15 protein-coding genes are annotated in these 15085 nt (G+C 62.8%); 6 read left to right on the top strand and 9 right to left on the bottom strand.

Annotated features, from left to right (window positions below; genetic code table 11):
* The first annotated feature begins 227 nt into the window (after positions 1-227).
* Entirely contained in the window at positions 228-1181 is a 954-nt protein-coding gene (locus tag AC3WR3_RS18620) for a helix-turn-helix domain-containing protein (RefSeq protein WP_492292833.1), read from the top strand.
* 62 nt (positions 1182-1243) lie between these two features.
* Here the strand turns inward: AC3WR3_RS18620 and AC3WR3_RS18625 are convergent, their stop codons facing one another.
* The gene (locus tag AC3WR3_RS18625; protein ID WP_492292835.1) at positions 1244-2485 is read right to left on the bottom strand and encodes an ammonium transporter; all 1242 of its coding nucleotides are present in this window, start codon (positions 2483-2485) and stop codon (positions 1244-1246) included.
* Between the two features lie 25 nt (positions 2486-2510).
* Positions 2511-2849 (bottom strand): P-II family nitrogen regulator, encoded by a 339-nt coding sequence (gene glnK / locus AC3WR3_RS18630; RefSeq protein ID WP_139436253.1) that lies wholly within the window; start codon positions 2847-2849, stop codon positions 2511-2513.
* Positions 2850-3249: 400 nt separating this feature from the next.
* Between glnK and AC3WR3_RS18635 the strand changes: the two genes are divergently transcribed.
* Positions 3250-4251 (top strand): sensor domain-containing diguanylate cyclase, encoded by a 1002-nt coding sequence (locus AC3WR3_RS18635; RefSeq protein WP_492292838.1) that lies wholly within the window; start codon positions 3250-3252, stop codon positions 4249-4251.
* Positions 4252-4398: 147 nt separating this feature from the next.
* On the top strand, positions 4399-4812 hold the full coding sequence (locus tag AC3WR3_RS18640) for a hypothetical protein (RefSeq protein WP_139436257.1): 414 nt from the start codon (positions 4399-4401) through the stop codon (positions 4810-4812).
* 62 nt (positions 4813-4874) lie between these two features.
* On the opposite strand, the gene AC3WR3_RS18645 is transcribed toward AC3WR3_RS18640, so the two are convergent.
* Entirely contained in the window at positions 4875-6869 is a 1995-nt protein-coding gene (locus AC3WR3_RS18645; protein ID WP_492292840.1) for a methyl-accepting chemotaxis protein, read from the bottom strand.
* Positions 6870-7132: 263 nt separating this feature from the next.
* On the bottom strand, positions 7133-7489 hold the full coding sequence (locus AC3WR3_RS18650) for a hypothetical protein (RefSeq protein ID WP_492292842.1): 357 nt from the start codon (positions 7487-7489) through the stop codon (positions 7133-7135).
* Positions 7490-7689: 200 nt separating this feature from the next.
* Here AC3WR3_RS18650 and AC3WR3_RS18655 point away from each other — a divergent pair, with 200 nt between their 5' ends.
* Both AC3WR3_RS18655 and AC3WR3_RS18660 read left to right on the top strand, forming a co-directional pair.
* Positions 7690-8412: a response regulator gene (locus tag AC3WR3_RS18655; protein ID WP_492292844.1), complete on the top strand. Its 723-nt coding sequence runs from the start codon at positions 7690-7692 to the stop codon at positions 8410-8412.
* Between the two features lie 7 nt (positions 8413-8419).
* Complete coding sequence (locus AC3WR3_RS18660) at positions 8420-9805, top strand: ATP-binding protein (protein WP_041204391.1); 1386 nt, start codon at positions 8420-8422, stop codon at positions 9803-9805.
* A gap of 73 nt (positions 9806-9878) precedes the next feature.
* On the opposite strand, the gene AC3WR3_RS18665 is transcribed toward AC3WR3_RS18660, so the two are convergent.
* From AC3WR3_RS18665 to yjbD, 3 genes are all read right to left on the bottom strand, one after another.
* Positions 9879-11834 carry a ligand-gated channel protein gene (locus tag AC3WR3_RS18665; RefSeq protein ID WP_492292846.1) on the bottom strand — a complete coding sequence of 652 codons (1956 nt, stop codon included), beginning with the start codon at positions 11832-11834 and terminating at the stop codon, positions 9879-9881.
* A 307-nt stretch (positions 11835-12141) separates the two neighbouring features.
* A complete protein-coding gene (gene cspE / locus AC3WR3_RS18670) occupies positions 12142-12354 on the bottom strand; it encodes a transcription antiterminator/RNA stability regulator CspE (RefSeq protein ID WP_025328559.1) in 213 nt (70 codons plus the stop codon).
* A gap of 393 nt (positions 12355-12747) precedes the next feature.
* Entirely contained in the window at positions 12748-13032 is a 285-nt protein-coding gene (yjbD, locus tag AC3WR3_RS18675; RefSeq protein ID WP_162519186.1) for a DUF3811 domain-containing protein, read from the bottom strand.
* Between the two features lie 351 nt (positions 13033-13383).
* Here yjbD and AC3WR3_RS18680 point away from each other — a divergent pair, with 351 nt between their 5' ends.
* A complete protein-coding gene (locus AC3WR3_RS18680; protein ID WP_080675244.1) occupies positions 13384-13506 on the top strand; it encodes a hypothetical protein in 123 nt (40 codons plus the stop codon).
* Between the two features lie 48 nt (positions 13507-13554).
* Here AC3WR3_RS18680 and AC3WR3_RS18685 read toward each other — a convergent pair whose 3' ends face one another.
* Positions 13555-14325 carry a substrate-binding periplasmic protein gene (locus tag AC3WR3_RS18685; RefSeq protein ID WP_492292849.1) on the bottom strand — a complete coding sequence of 257 codons (771 nt, stop codon included), beginning with the start codon at positions 14323-14325 and terminating at the stop codon, positions 13555-13557.
* 156 nt (positions 14326-14481) lie between these two features.
* Positions 14482-15057, bottom strand: coding sequence for a single-stranded DNA-binding protein (locus tag AC3WR3_RS18690; protein ID WP_005328769.1), 576 nt, complete (start codon positions 15055-15057; stop codon positions 14482-14484).
* Positions 15058-15085 lie beyond the last annotated feature (28 nt).

Here is a 15085-nt window from a genome sequence, read left to right on the forward strand (position 1 = left end):
CGCTGGGGCTGTGCATCGGCTCCAGACTGGCCCCTCGAAGCGTACCAAGCAGGAGCTGAACGGCTTGGCTTGTGGCCGCGTCCATTGGTCTGCCCGCCAAACAGGGGGCAGTTGAATACCTTGAGCGGCTCCGGATCCTGCGCCCGGATGGCGACGTGATGAAGGTGCATGGCTGGTCTCCTGTGACTCGGCGCCCTTGATGTTATGCTGGGGCCTTCCCCTTCGACATGGCTGAGCCCGTCCTGATGATGTCCGACACTGCCAACCCCGAGCTTATCGACGTCTCCCCCGACTGCCGCGAGCAGATCTGCTGTGACAGCCTGCTGCCCGCCCTCGCGCAGGAGCGGGTCTGGCTGGCGGGCCACTCCCGCCTGCGCACCCGCTATCGCATCGAGCGCCGCCTGGCGGACGTGCACTGCTTCCTGCTGACCCTGGGGGGCGAGGGGGAGGTGCTGATCGGCGATCGCTTCGAGCGGCTGCCAGTGGGGGAGTGGGCGCTGATCCCGGCGGGGGAGCCGCTCTGCTATCGACTACCAGAGACGCGATTGCCAGAGATGCAGCTACCGGTGACACAGTGGCCAGCGCCGGAGCCGCCGCAACCGGCGGCTAGGGGCGACTGGGATCTGGTGTGGCTGCTGCTGCACAAGGACTCCCCCTGGGATGCCTTTGCCAGCCGCCCTCGTCTGGGCTGTACCTCCCAGCAGGGGACATTGCTTCGTACCATAGAGAACCTCTATGCGGAGCAGGAACGTCATCAGGACCCGCTGCTCAGCGCGCTCCTGGTGGAGCAGCTCGGGTTCTACCTGCGCCGCCTGCTGCAGAAGGGGGAGGGGCAGAGTCGCGGCGAGCGGCTGGCCCTGCGCCTGGAGCTGCTGCTCAAGGAAACCCTGACCGAGTGCTGGAACATAGGGCGGATGGCCGACGCCCTGCACCTCTCGGAGCGCCAGCTTTATCGGCTCTGTCAGCAGCACTTCGCGCTGGCCCCCATGGCGCTGCTGCAACGGCTGCGGCTGCAGCGGGCTGCGCTCCTGCTGGCGAGCCGGGCCGATTCGGTGAAGCTGCTGGCCGCCCAGTGCGGCTTCAAGAACGAATACCACTTCTCCACCGCCTTCAAGCGCCAGCACGGCCTGGCCCCGAGCCACTATCGCCGGTTGCATCACCCCGCCTTCAAGGGGCGCTGAGGGCACCCCAAAAAAGAGCGGGGCCCGAGGTCTCCCCCGGGCCCCGCACGCCACTGACGGTGTCAGGTGCTGGATTTGATGCTGACGAACTCGGGGTAGGCATCGACGCCGCACTCGTGGAGATCCACGCCCAGCATCTCTTCCTCTTCGCTCACCCGCAGGCCCATGGTGGCCTTGAGCAGGCTCCAGACGACCAGAGAGACGGCAAAGACCCAGCCGAAGATGACGGCGGCCCCCAGCAACTGGACGCCGAAGGTGGCGCTCGCGTTGGAGAAGGGCACCACCATCAGGCCGAACAGGCCGCAGACCCCGTGTACCGAGATGGCACCGACCGGATCGTCGATCTTGAGGCGATCGAAGGCGACGATGGCGTAGACCACCAGGGCTCCGGCCAGGGCGCCGATCAGGCTGGCGAACAGCGGGCTGGGGGAGGCCGGGTCGGCGGTGATGGCGACCAGACCGCCGAGGGCGCCGTTGAGGATCATGGTGAGATCCGCCTTGCCCCAGGTGAGCTTGCTGACCAGCAGGGCGCCGACCACACCGGCCGCCGCGGCGGCATTGGTGTTGACGAAGATGGTGCCGATGGCGGTGGCGTCAGCGGCGCTGGAGAGCGCCAGTTGGGAGCCGCCGTTGAAGCCGAACCAGCCCATCCAGAGGATCAGGGTGCCCAGGGTCGCGAGCGGCATGTTGGAGCCTGGGATGGGGTGGATCTCCCCCTGCTTGCCATATTTGCCACGACGGGGGCCGAGCAGCAGCACGGCGGCCAGGGCGGCGGCGGCGCCCGCCAGGTGCACGATGCCGGAGCCCGCGAAGTCGGAGAAGCCCGCCTCTTTCAGGAAGCCGCCACCCCAGCTCCAGTAGCCCTCGACGGGATAGATGAAGCCGGTCATCACCACGCAGAACAGCAGGAAGGACCAGAGCTTCATCCGCTCGGCCACCGCCCCCGAGATGATGGAGGTGGCGGTCGCCACGAAGACCACCTGGAAGAAGAAGTCGGCGTGCAGTGAGTGGCCCGCGTCGTCCGCCTGGCTGCCCATCAGGCTGCCAAAGCTCGGCAGCCAGCCGCCGGCGCCGTTGTCCACGTACATGATGTTGTAGCCGACCAGCAGGTACATGACGCAGGCGATGGCATAGAGCAGGATGTTCTTGGTCAGGATCTCGGTGGTGTTCTTGGCGCGGACCAGGCCCGCCTCCAGCATGGCGAACCCGGCGGCCATCCACATGACCAGCACGCCGGAGATCAGCAGGTAGAAGGTGTCGAGTGCATAGCGCAGCTCGCTGACGGATGTGATCAACTCTTCCATGTCGTATTCCTCTGTTCCAGTCGTATCAAAGGGCGTCTGTGTCTGTCTCGCCGGTGCGGATCCGCACGGCGGCCAGCAGGTCGCAGACGAAGATCTTGCCGTCGCCTATCTTGCCGGTGTGGGCGGCCTGGCTGATGGCTTCGATGATGGGCTCGACGTTGTCGGCCTGGGTGGCGATCTCCAGCTTCACCTTGGGCAGGAAATCCACCTGGTATTCGGCGCCTCGATAGAGTTCGGTGTGCCCCTTCTGGCGGCCAAACCCCTTGACCTCGGAGACCGTCAGCCCCTCTACGCCGAGGGTGGCGAGGGCTTCGCGAACGTCATCGAGTTTGAACGGCTTGATGATGGCTGTGATTAACTTCATGCAATGTCCCCAATCCTTGGTGCTTCATTCAGGCAAACGCAAATATTGCGCCAAGTATTTTCCCCTATTTATTCAATGATTTAATTCATCCATGCCCGAGAGGCTGACGAGAGACGCCCCATTTGGGCAGGGTTGCGCCAAGGCGGTGCACCGACCTGGTGCAAGGGGGCGGGAAGATAAAAGGGGGAAGGCGTGACGGCGCTCAAGACCGGCGGCAGGCCCTGCTGCTACTGTTATTCAGGGGAACCAGGGGACGGCCGATAACCTTGTCATGACAGGGATTGCAGGCAGGCAGTCGTCGTCGGGTAGCCCGGCAGGCGGCCGCATTTTTCAATGATGTTCAACCGTCGGACTCGAGTCACCCGCAGTGGCGCGGGGGAGCAGAACAAGGATGGATTCCATGCTGCAGGACAATGACACTATCAGGATCCCGGATCTCAACGACGCCGCGGTGCACGGCATTCTGGAGGTCATCAGCGACGGGGTCTGGGACTGGAATGCCAACACCGGCTTCGTCTATCGCAATCCGGGCTGGTACCAGATGCTGGGCTATGAGCCGCACTCCTTCGACAACAACGTCTTCACCTGGGAAAACGTGATACACCCGGACGATCTGCCGCGGGTGATGGCTCGCTTCGATGCCTATCTGAGCGGCCAGACTGCCGACTACAGAGCCGAGTACCGCTGTCGTTGCCGCAACGGCGACTATATCTGGGTTGAGGATTGTGGCCGCATCATAGCGCGCAACCCGGACGGAACCGTGGCCAGGATGATAGGGGCGCACCGGGACATTCATGCCCAGCGGGAGCTCTACGCCCGGCTGGAGCTGCACAATCGCACCCTGGAGCAGCAGGTGGCGGAGCGCACCGCCGAGCTGGAGCGGCTCAACCTGGCGCTCCAGCATCAGGTGGAGGAGAACCGCCGCCTGGCGGAGACGGACTCCCTGACCGGGGCCGCCAGCCGCTATCGGCTGGAGCAGGCCGTCCGGCTGGAGTATGAACGGGCCCGGCGCTTCAAGGAGCCCTTCGCCGTGATCGCCATGGACGTGGACGACTTCAAGCAGATCAACGATCGCCACGGCCACGGGGTGGGGGATCAGACCCTGATCGACATAGTGCGCCTGACGCGCGGCGCCATCCGCGAGATTGATCTGCTGGCCCGCTGGGGGGGCGACGAGTTCATGCTGGTGCTGCCCAACACCCGGCTGGCGGAGGCCCACGTGGTGGCCGAAAAGCTGCGACAGCGACTGGGCCATGCCAGGGTCAAGGGGGTGGAGCCCATCACCTTGAGTTTCGGTCTGGTGGAGTCCAGGCCGGATGAACCCCTTAACCAGCTGATGGCGAGGGTGGACAGGGCGCTCTACCGGGCCAAGCTGGCGGGCAAGGATCAGCTCTCTGGCTAGGGGCGCCGCTATCCATCCCCGGCCGCCATCTTCACTCAAGGGAATGACCCTTGCCCCCCGAATGCGGCTTGACCTTGGGATCATCTTGACTCCAATCGAGCACACTGGTCTGATGCGCGCTCTTTCATTCCTGTGAGATGTATCTTAATGAAAAAGTGCCTTCTGATTGCCCTGACCGCCCTGCCCCTGGTTGCCCACGCCGGCCTGATGGATTCCCTGACCGACTCCGTGACCAGCAGCGTCACCAGCACCGCCAAAGAGATGGCCGGTACTGCCGTGGACAGCGCCTCCAACGAAGCGATCAAAACGGCCCTGGATATCAAGGAAGGCGGCTCCAACAAGCAGGCCATCAAGGACAAGCTGGGCGCCCCGGCCAGCACCAAGACCGATGCCGGTCTGGAAGTGTGGACCTATGATCTGAGCGCCCTGAACAAGGCCTCTCCGCTGCTGGCCGAGACCACCAAGTCCCTGCTGAAGGATTCCGAAGTGGCGCAGAAGAACGTGGTGATCAAGTTCGAAGGCGAGACCGTCAAGACCCTGAACCTGGCCAACAAGGCCTGAGTCCTGGTGACGTGCATGAAAAAGGGGCCCGCGGGCCCCTTTTTGCTGGCTGGCGTTCGCCATCACACCTTGAAGCGGCGCACCAGGGCCAGCAGCTGGCGGTTGGAGCCGAGCAGTGACGCTGCGCTCTGCTCGGTCTGGCTGCCGTTTTGCACCAGCAGGTTCAGCATGTCGCGAATGCTCACCATGTTGCGGTTGATCTCCTCGGTCACCCGGCTCTGCTCCTCGGCGGCGGTGGCGATCTGGCTGCTGAGATCGTGGATCTGCACCACGGAGTCAGCCATGCTGTCGAGCCCGCCGGTGACCTGACCCGTGGTGTCGGCTGCGGCCTGGCAGCTGCGCTTGGTCTGCTCCATGGCGACCACGGCCTCGGCCACCCCCTGGGTGAGTCGTGACAGCATGCTGCCCACCTCGGCGGTGCTGTTCTGGGTGCGGGCCGCCAGGGCACGCACCTCGTCGGCCACCACGGCGAAGCCTCGTCCCTGCTCCCCGGCCCGGGCCGCCTCGATGGCGGCGTTGAGTGCCAGCAGGTTGGTCTGGGCGGCGATGCCGCCTATCACCCCGAGCACGCTGCCGATCTGCTTGGCATCCTCCTGCATCTCCAGCACCTTGGCGGCGGCGAGATCCACCTCGTCGATCAGGGCCACAACGCTGGCGGAGGCCGATCCCACCACCTTGCGCGAGTTGGCGGCCTGGCCATTGGCGGCCTCGGTGAAGCTGGCCGAGTCGCTGGCGTGCCGGGCCACGCTGTCGGCGGTGGAGCTGAGCTCGGTGAGGGCGGTGACCACCTGATCCGTCTCGCTGGCGTGTTCCCCCAGGATCCGTCGGCTCTGACCGGTCTGCTGATCGAGCTGTGCCAGCTCCCGGGTGATGAGGTCGGTGGCGTCCGTTACCTGCACCATCATCTGCTGCAGGTAGGTGATGAAGCGGTTCACCGACAGGGCTATGTTGTCCAGCTCGTCATGACCCTTCACCTGGATGCGGGCCGTCAGATCTGCATCGCCGGCGCTGAGGGCATCTATGTTGAGCCTGAGGGTCTGCAGCCGACTGCCGAGCTGGCTGATGGCCAGCACCATGAGCACGAACAGCAGTCCCACCAGAGGCAGCTGTATGCTGGCCAGAGTGGCGAGCACGTCCCGGCTGTCCTGGGTCAGGACGCGGGTCGGCAGGGCGGTGGCGAGCAGCCAGGGGGTGCCGTCGATGGCCTCCATCAGCAGGGTCTGCTCCTCCCCCTGATCCTGGAAGGTGGTGCGCAGCAAGCCCTTGCTCGCGTCCTGGCCGAGCAGGCCGGCGATGGCACCGGCGAAGGGGTAGTCGGCGTGGGCGGAGAGGTTGCCGAGCACCACATCGCCGCCGAGGCGGGCGTTCTTGCTCAGGATCTTGCCGTCAGCCTCGATTATCATCACCTGGCCGCCGATCTCCTGCTCCTTCCTGGCCACCAGATCGTTGAAGAACCCCAGGGTCACGTCTATGGTCGACACCCCGTAGAGGGCGCCGTCCTTGTAGATCCCCATGGCGCAGTTGGTTCTCGGCTGCTGGCTGGCACCATCCTTGTAGGCGGCAGCCCAGACGCACATGCCGCGAGGGGCCTGCTGCCCCGCCTTGTGCCAGGGTTGCTCGAAGTAGTTCGGCGCCTCGGCCGAGTTCCAGTAGGTGTTGGGGATGAGGGCGTTGGCCGCATCCCTGTGATAGAAGGTGCTGAACTTGGCGCGGCCCGCCTCCCGTTTCTCCGGCAGTGGCCAGATGCCGCCGCCAAAGACCATGGCGTTGCCGTATTGATCGATGAGGGCGGGCAGCAGGGCGTCTATCTGCTCGCTCGGCAGCCGGGCCACCAGCTGGGTGATGCTGCGGGACTGGCTCTGCACCCCGTTGAGCTGGTCGCGGATGTCGGTGGCGATCTCGCTGACCCGCAGCGCCACATTCTGCTCGCCGGCCTTCTGCAGCGCCGGCTTGATCCAGAGCTGGATGCCGATCACCGTCAGGGCGCACACCAGCGCCATGAACCCCAGGAAGACGGCGGTATAACGCCCCTTGATTGTGCCCAGATTCCATCCCATAACGACTCCTGTCCACCGTGGCCGGGGCCTTGCCCGATCCTGTTGTTTGAGCCGCCATTATTAGCCATTTCGAACATAAAACGTTTGTTATCGCTCACATATCCCGGTGCTGGGGCAGAAAAGGGAGCGTGGGAATCTCGGTCTGTGCGGTTGAGCGGACGCGAAAAAAATACGGGGTGGCCATGGCCACCCCGTCGTCATCTTGCTTGCTTCGCCGTATCGGTTTACTGATTTGCCTCGGCAAGCGACTTCATGACCTCGACTTACTGGTTCGCTTCTGCAAACTGTTTCATCACCTCTGCGTGCTTGACCATGCCGTCGGCACGCAGCCCGAGGTTTTTCACGAACTCGGCCTTCTTGGCCGGGTCTTCAATCTTGTCGTAGCGCTGTTGCAGGTGGGCCTGGATCTGTTCCGGGGTCATGTTCTGCATGCGTGCCATCTTGTCGTGGCGGCCGCCGTGGTGCTTGCCGCCCATCATGCCGGCACCGTCCATGGGGCAACCGGCCGCCATGGCCTGGGTCGGCTGGGCGGTGGAGACAGCCTCGCTGGCGGCATAGGCGCCCAGCGGCAGGCCGAGGATCAGGGTGGCGGTCAGCAGGGTCTTGGTCAGGTTTTTCATGGGTCACTCCTGTCTAATTGGGATGGATGCAGGCTGTTTCGCCTTGGTACCCAGTAAACACCGTGGAAGTGTCTGAACTTTGCCAGTACCGGACTATTTTGTAGCAGAGTGTGGCATCTTGGCGCTCTGGCACACTTTGACACAACCCGCCCGATTGATTCTCGTATAATCGCCCCAGCTCGATAACGGGAGAGACAGTGATGAACCAAGGCAGCCCTCATATTCTGGTGGTGGACGACCACAGCGAGATCCGCGATCTGCTCAAGCGCTTTCTGGAACAGCACGGCATGCGCGTCAGCTGCGCCAGGGATGGCAAGGAGATGAAGCGGCTGCTGGACGAGCGGGAGTTCGACCTGCTGGTGCTGGATCTGATGATGCCGGGGGAAGATGGCCTCACCCTGTGCCGCGAGCTCAGGGTGAAGTCCCGCCTGCCCATCATCATGCTCACCGCCATGGGGGAGGAGACGGACCGCATCATCGGGCTGGAGATGGGGGCGGACGACTACCTCGCCAAGCCGTTCAACCCACGGGAGCTGCTGGCCCGCATCAAGGCGGTGATGCGCCGCACCCAGGCGGAGATCCAGCCCGTCCTCGAGGCCCTGACCCGGGATCTGCGCTTCGATCGCTGGCTGCTCGACATCAATCGCCGGGAGCTGGTGGACGAGGAGGGGGTGGGAATGAGCCTCTCCACCGCCGAGTTCGATCTGCTCAAGGTGTTTCTGGAGCGGCCCCAGCGGGTGCTGAGCCGGGATCAGCTGCTGGATCTGGCCCGTGGCCGGGAGGCGGTCGCCTTCGATCGCGCCATCGATACCCTGGTGAGCCGGCTGCGGCGCAAGCTGGAGCGGGATCCCAAGAATCCCGAGCTCATCAAGACCATCTGGGGCGGCGGTTACCTGTTCGCCGCCGACGTGACCCAGGAGTGAGGCCGGCATGATCAAGGGCTTCTTCGCCAGGCTGCTGCCCAAGGGGCTGACCGGCCAGATAGTGCTGGTGGCCCTGGCGGGACTGGTGCTGATCCAGCTGCTCAGCATCCAGATCTACCGCTCGGATCGGGAGGAGGCGCTCGGCTACGTCAACAGCCGCAACGCCATGCAGCGGATCATCTCTGTGGTGCGTCTGCTCTCCCTCTCCCCCCCCTCCCTCTATCACGAGATCCTCAAGGCGAGTCGCAGCGAGACCCTGCTGCTGCGTCTGGCCGACGAGCCGCTGCAACCGGACAACCGCAGCCCCCGCTTCGAGAAGCTGGTGCGGGCCAAGCTCGGGTATCCGTCGTCCCTGTCGGTGGAGATCAGCGCCGAGCTGAAGCAGGACATACAGCGCAGCCGGGCCTGGCAGCACCACAACCGCATGATGAAGGATCGCAACGGCATGCCGCCGCCCCAGGACATGCGGCTCTATGGCTCCATCCAGCTGCCCAACGGGGGCTGGCTGCAGTTCAGCTCCCTGGTGGACAAGGAGGCGGTGAGCTGGTCCTGGCAGACCACCCTCAACCTGCTGCTGGTGGCGAGCCTGGTGATAGGCCTGATGATCTGGCTGTTCCGCCGGGCGACCCTGCCCCTCAAGCAACTGGCCGCCAATGCCGACCGGCTGGGGCGCGGGGAGGACATAGAGCCCCTGCGCGAGGAGGGGCCCACCGAGATCCGCGAGTCCATCCAGGCCTTCAACCGCATGCACACCCGGCTCGATCGCTTCGTGCAGGACAGGACCCGGATGCTGGCCGCCATCTCCCACGACCTGCGCACCCCCATCACCAGCCTGCGGCTGCGCAGCGAGTTTCTGGCAGACGGCGAGGACAAGGAGCGCTTCCAGCAGACCCTGCAACAGATGGAGCAGATGCTGGCGGCGACCCTGAGCTTCGCCCGGGAGGAGGGGCAGCAGGAGGCGACCCGGGAGCTGGATCTGGTCAGCCTGCTGGAGAGCCTGTGCGATGACTATGCGGATACCGGCCAGCCCGTCATCTGCCTGGCCCAGGGCAAGCAGGTCTACGCCTGCCGTGCCAATACCCTGCGCCGGGTGCTGCAAAACCTCATCGGCAACGCCATCAAGTACGCGGGCGGGGCCGAGGTGTCCCTGGAGCGAACCGAATCCGAGCTGCTGATCCTGGTCTGCGATCGGGGGCCTGGCATAGCCGAGGGCCAGCTGGAGGAGGTGTTCAAGCCGTTCGTGCGCCTCGACGAGGCCCGCAACACAGAGTCGGGCAGTGTGGGGCTGGGGCTCGCCATCGCCCGCACCCTGGTGCATCAGCACGGCGGCGAGCTGACCCTGCACAACCGTGCCGAAGGCGGCCTGGAGGCCAGGATCAGCCTGCCGCGCTGACGGCGCCTATCCCGTCCTCCCATGAAAAGGCCCGCACTCGGCGGGCCTTTTGCATCTCTCGCACCCGAGAGGATCAGAACTGGTAGGTCAGCCCCAGGTTGTAGCGACGGCCATCCAGCACGGTGCCGTAGCTGGCGTAGTCCACCCTCTTGTCCAGCAGGTTGTAGATGCCGGCGGTGACGCTCAGCGCCTGATTGGCCTTGTAGACCAGGCCGGTGTCGAAGAAGGTGTAGGAGGGCGTGCCCTCGGCCATCTTGACCCGGCTCAGGTAGTCCGAGGTCTTGCTGCGGAAGTTGACCCGAGACCAGAGGCCGACCGCCTCGCTGGTCTGCCAGTCGACCGTGGTGTTGAACATGTGGCGCGGCATCTGGTTCAGTGCCAGGCCCGCCATGGGGCCGCTCTTCTGCTCGGACTGGGTGAAGGTGTAGCTGGAGGCCAGGGACCACTGCGGGTTGATGGCCCAGTTGGCCGTGCCTTCCACCCCGCGCATGTTGGCCTCGTCGACGTTGATGCGATCGCTGATGAAGTCATAGGTGTGACCGTTCAGGGTGCAGGCGGGATCCTGCTTGCTGGTGCAGCGACGGGTCTCGGCAATCTTGTCCTTGAAGTCGGTATTGAACAGGGTCAGTCCGGCGTTGAGCCCCTGTTGGCCATCCCACAACAGGGCGATTTCCTCGCTGACGCTCTTCTCCGGCTGGAGGGCCGGGCTGCCGACCAGCATGCCATCCTGGGTACCGCCGCCAGTGGCCTGGCCCCAGTTGGCCGCTGACATGCGCAGGTCGGGGGAGCGGTAGCCGGTGGAGACACCACCCTTCAGGGTCCAGAACTCGGCGGGATGCCAGACCCCGTAGAGACGCGGGCTCCAGTGGCTGCCGTAGTTCTGATCCCTGTCCATGCGCACGCCGCCGGTGAGGGCGAAGCTGTCGGTCAGGGCCCACTCGTCCTCCACGAACAGGGCCCAGCTCCAGCGGGTCAGCTGGTCGGCGCGATTGACCACATTCAGCTGGTTGCCCTGATCCTGCAGATCCTCGTAGCGATATTGGCCGCCGACGCTCAGGTAGTGATCCCCCAGGATGATCTGGGTATGGGTGTCGGCTATGGTGTTGATCATCTTCATCTGCCGACCCGGGTTGGTGCTCTCTTCCCGTTGCAGATAGCTGGTGGAGGAGCCGAAGTCGTAGCGGCCGTCGTGGGTGATGGCGTAGTTGGTGCGCTCGTAGGTGCTCAGGTTCGGTTTGGCCTTGGCTGAAATGGACTCACCCGGTGTGCGATCCCTGTCCTGCAGGCCGCGGCTCACCTCGAAGTCGACGCTGTTGTGCTCGTCCGGGGTCAGGCTGAACACGGCGGTGCCGCTGCGCATCTCCTGCTCGGCGAAGCCGTTCTCGAACTGATCCTCGCCGCGGTAGGAGAGCTGGCCGTTCAGGCGCATCCCCAGCAGCCCGTCCACCAGGGCGCCGGCGGTGTAGGCATCGGTCTGGAAGAGATCACCGGACGCCTTGTTCTCCTGGAAGGTGCCGTCGGCATGCAGCGATCCCTGCCACGCCGTCATGCTGGTGCTCTTGCGGGTGATGACGTTGATGACGCCCCCCATGGCATCCGAGCCGTAGCGGGAGGACATGGGGCCACGCACCACCTCGATCCGCTCTATGGCTTGCAGCGGCGGCAACCAGCCCTGCTCTATGCCGGGACCGTCGCTGTTGGGGCGGGTGCCACGGCTGTCGACCCGCTTGCCGTCCACCAGCATCAGCGTGTACTTGGCTCCCATGCCGCGGATACTGATGTCGCTGCTGCTGCCACCCCCGGTGATCACTACCCCGGGGACGTCTTTCAGGGCGTCGGTCACGTCACGGTAGGCGCGCTTCTCCAGCTGTTCCCGGGTCACGACCGAGATTGAGGCGGCAGAGTCTTCGATCTTCTGCTGGAAACCCGAGGCGGTGATCACCATGACTTCGTTCTGGCTGGCGTGGGCCTGGCTGGCCAGTGTGGCGATGATCAGGGTGGCGAGAGGGGTAATGGGGATGCTAGTCATGAAAACCTGAACTCCTGGGAAGGAAAGTTTCTCAACCCGCCACTGAGTCCCGGGATCTTGGTGTCGCACTGGGACGGCGGAGCTGAGCCTCAAATGGATGACATTTGTCGACAGGCATTCTAGGCAAACAAGAATCAAATGTAATTGATATTGGTTATCATTTGTATTTTGTTCGAGGGAAGGAGGCAGTTCTGGCGGGGGAGAGAGGTAATGATGGAAATCCAGATAACAAAAAACCCGCCGAGGCGGGTTTTTTCAATTCTTGCAGAAGGACTTTCCGATTGACGAAAAGGCTTCCTGGCTTGAATTACAGACCAACTACGTTGGCAGCAGCCGGGCCTTTCTGGCCTTGCTCGATGGTGAACTCAACGCGCTGACCTTCGTCCAGGGTTTTGAAGCTGGTGGACTGGATAGCGGAGAAGTGTACGAACACGTCTTTGCCACCGTCAGCCGGGGAGATGAAGCCAAAACCTTTCTCAGCGTTGAAGAACTTTACGGTACCAGTCATTTTGTTAGACATAATAATTTCCTTGAATAGTGATGTTGAAACGCTACTTGTGTAGCAATCCATGATTTTTCGTCAGCAATACGTATGGGGAGCACTAAAGAAGGAGAATTATTTGGCGAGAATCATCTGGGACAACTCTATGCACAAATCACTGCTTTAAAATGACTGCCTAACATAATCAGGTCTGAACTACCGAACCATCGAAATCGATTAGAACACGCTCACTCCGCCATGGCAATCTTTATCTTGGTATTAATTCCTGCCCGGCGAGGGGGTGTTAGCGTTTTATCTTGATAAAATCGTTTTATACCAGAAGGTTATCTAGCATTTTCCGGTGCGGGAAAGGGATGTATGCAGGCCCATCTCCGGATGACAGCACAAGCATCCGGACATGGGAGACAGAAATTATCGCTTGCTGCGGTACTTGTTGCTGACGGAGTCCGCCCAGTTGAAGGTTTCCGGCAGCACCTGATTCTTGGCGCGCTCCTTGGCCTTCTCCCGTGCCAGAGCGGAAGCCGCCTTGGCTGCCTTGGCGCGATCCTCGGCGATTTTCAGGCGCCCTTCCTCACGGATCTTGTTACGTTCCCCATTGGTCAGGGTGTGATCGGCATGGGCCTGGGCCTTCTGCAGCAACAGGGTGATCTCGGCTTTTTCGGCCTCGGTAAGATCTTTCATTTCCAGCTTTTTCATGGCGCACTCCTGCGGCAGGTGATGGTTCACCCTAACACACTCCGGAGGCCGACTCTTATGTAATCGTCCCCTAGACCCCAAAAGAGCAAGTTGAGTGTGTTTTCCTGCCGGTTTTCGTCCAGATACAGGCCGGTTGTGGCAGTTTGTCCCGGGTTGTCGGGATCTGGATGGCGAGGTCAGAGCCCTGTGGAGCACCGTTGTCCGGCGAGGCTGGATCCCGGTGGAGGCTGGGGGTATGCTGGTGCCAGTGCGATCCTCGATCGTCACTGCTAGCGTACTGTGATCTATGATTCGGATGACATGCTGGAATCTTGATTCCAACTGTCCTGGTAACATTTTTGGAGTCTGATGATGAGCAACAAAGAACAGCATCACGGCAAAGATGCCAAGAAAAAACCGCAGATGTCACTGAAAGAGAAGCGCGAGGCCAAACGTCAGAAAGCTGATCTGAAAAATGGCGGCGCGATGAAGTAACGCTCCACTACACTGTTGTTCCTCTGGAGCCAGTATCAAGCCAGTCCGTCATGGGCTGGCTTTTATGTTTCTGTCGGATGAGGTCGTGCCATAGGCGGCAAAGATCCGTTCATAGCGCCCATCTTCCTTCATCTTGCTGAACTGGCGATCGAACCACTGCTGCTGCGCCGCCTCGCGAAAGGCGAAGTGGTACCGGGTGGGGGGGAAGAGATCATGCTGTCTGACCCTGTCGTGGGGATAGCGCGCGCTGCCCTCTGCTTGCCCGATCAGTTGCGACAGGTAGTAGTAAAATACCCTCTGCTCCAGGATCACGGCATCCGTGCGTCCCAGCAACAACTTCTGAACCTGCCCCTCCTGCCTCGCCACCTCTTCATAGTCGGGGTTCTGATCGACCAGGTCGGCGAACTCTTTTCCCAGGATCTGCCTGGCTCGCTGGAAGGCGCTGACTCGCAGTGTCCGCAGATCCCCCATGGTGTCAAAGGCCGTCTTGTCGAGGGTAAAGACCCGGTTGTGAAAGGTGATCACCACCTGGGAGAGGTGGGCGTGGCTCAGCATGCCGGGTCTGACGTTGATGATGGCATCCAGCTTGCCTTCCTCCAGCATCCTGAAGGTCCGCTCCAGAGGCAGATAGATGAACTCGGGCTCATGACTGCTGCCGGTGAACGCCTCGCGCATGAGATCGAGCTCGATGCCGCGATCCTCGTGAGCGATCACGTAGGGAGGGATGGCGAAGCTCACCCCCACTCGCAGCGGTTCGGCGATCAGAGGGGCGGCAAACACCAGCAAGATGAGGCGCAGCAGGCGACCAAGGTGATTCATGCAGGTTCTCGGGGAGGTGACTCGTCCCGAGAATAGCCACACGTCAGGGCGAGGGAAAAGGTCAGGTGCGGATTGTCGCAACAACATGATGAGGGAGGGGATGAATGCGTCAGGAACAGACAAAAAGGCCCTGAGTCATCAGGGCCTGGGTGTCGATCAGAACGGGATGTCGTCGTCGAAATCCATCGGCGGCTCGTTGTAGACCGGCGGTGCAGACTGGGGCTGCTGGGCCGGACGACCGTAACCACCCTGTGGCTGCATATTCTGCTGCGGGGCTGCGGCCGGGCGCTGCATCGCTTGCTGGGGAGCTGCCTGTTGCGGCTGGCCCCAGTTGCCCTGGGACTGTTGACCGCCCATGCCCTGGCCGGCGCCGCCTTGCGGACGGCCACCCAGCATCTGCATCACGCCGGTGAAGCTGTCGACCAGCACCTCTGTGGTGTAACGCTCCTGGCCACTCTGATCCTGCCACTTGCGGGTCTGCAGCTTGCCTTCGACATAGACCTGGGAACCCTTCTTCAGGTACTCGCCCGCCACTTCGGCCAGCTTGCCCATGAAGACCACGCGGTGCCACTCGGTACGCTCTTTCTGCTCACCGGTCTGCTTGTCGCGCCAGGTGTCGGAGGTGGCCAGGGTGATGTTAGTCACGGCACCGCCGCTCGGCATGTAGCGCACTTCCGGGTCTTGCCCCAGGTTACCGATCAGAATGACTTTGTTGATGCCTCGACTGGCCATAATCTCTCTTCCACCCTTATGTATACCG

Source organism: Aeromonas sp. EU05-FHT14A05 (assembly GCF_058791175.1).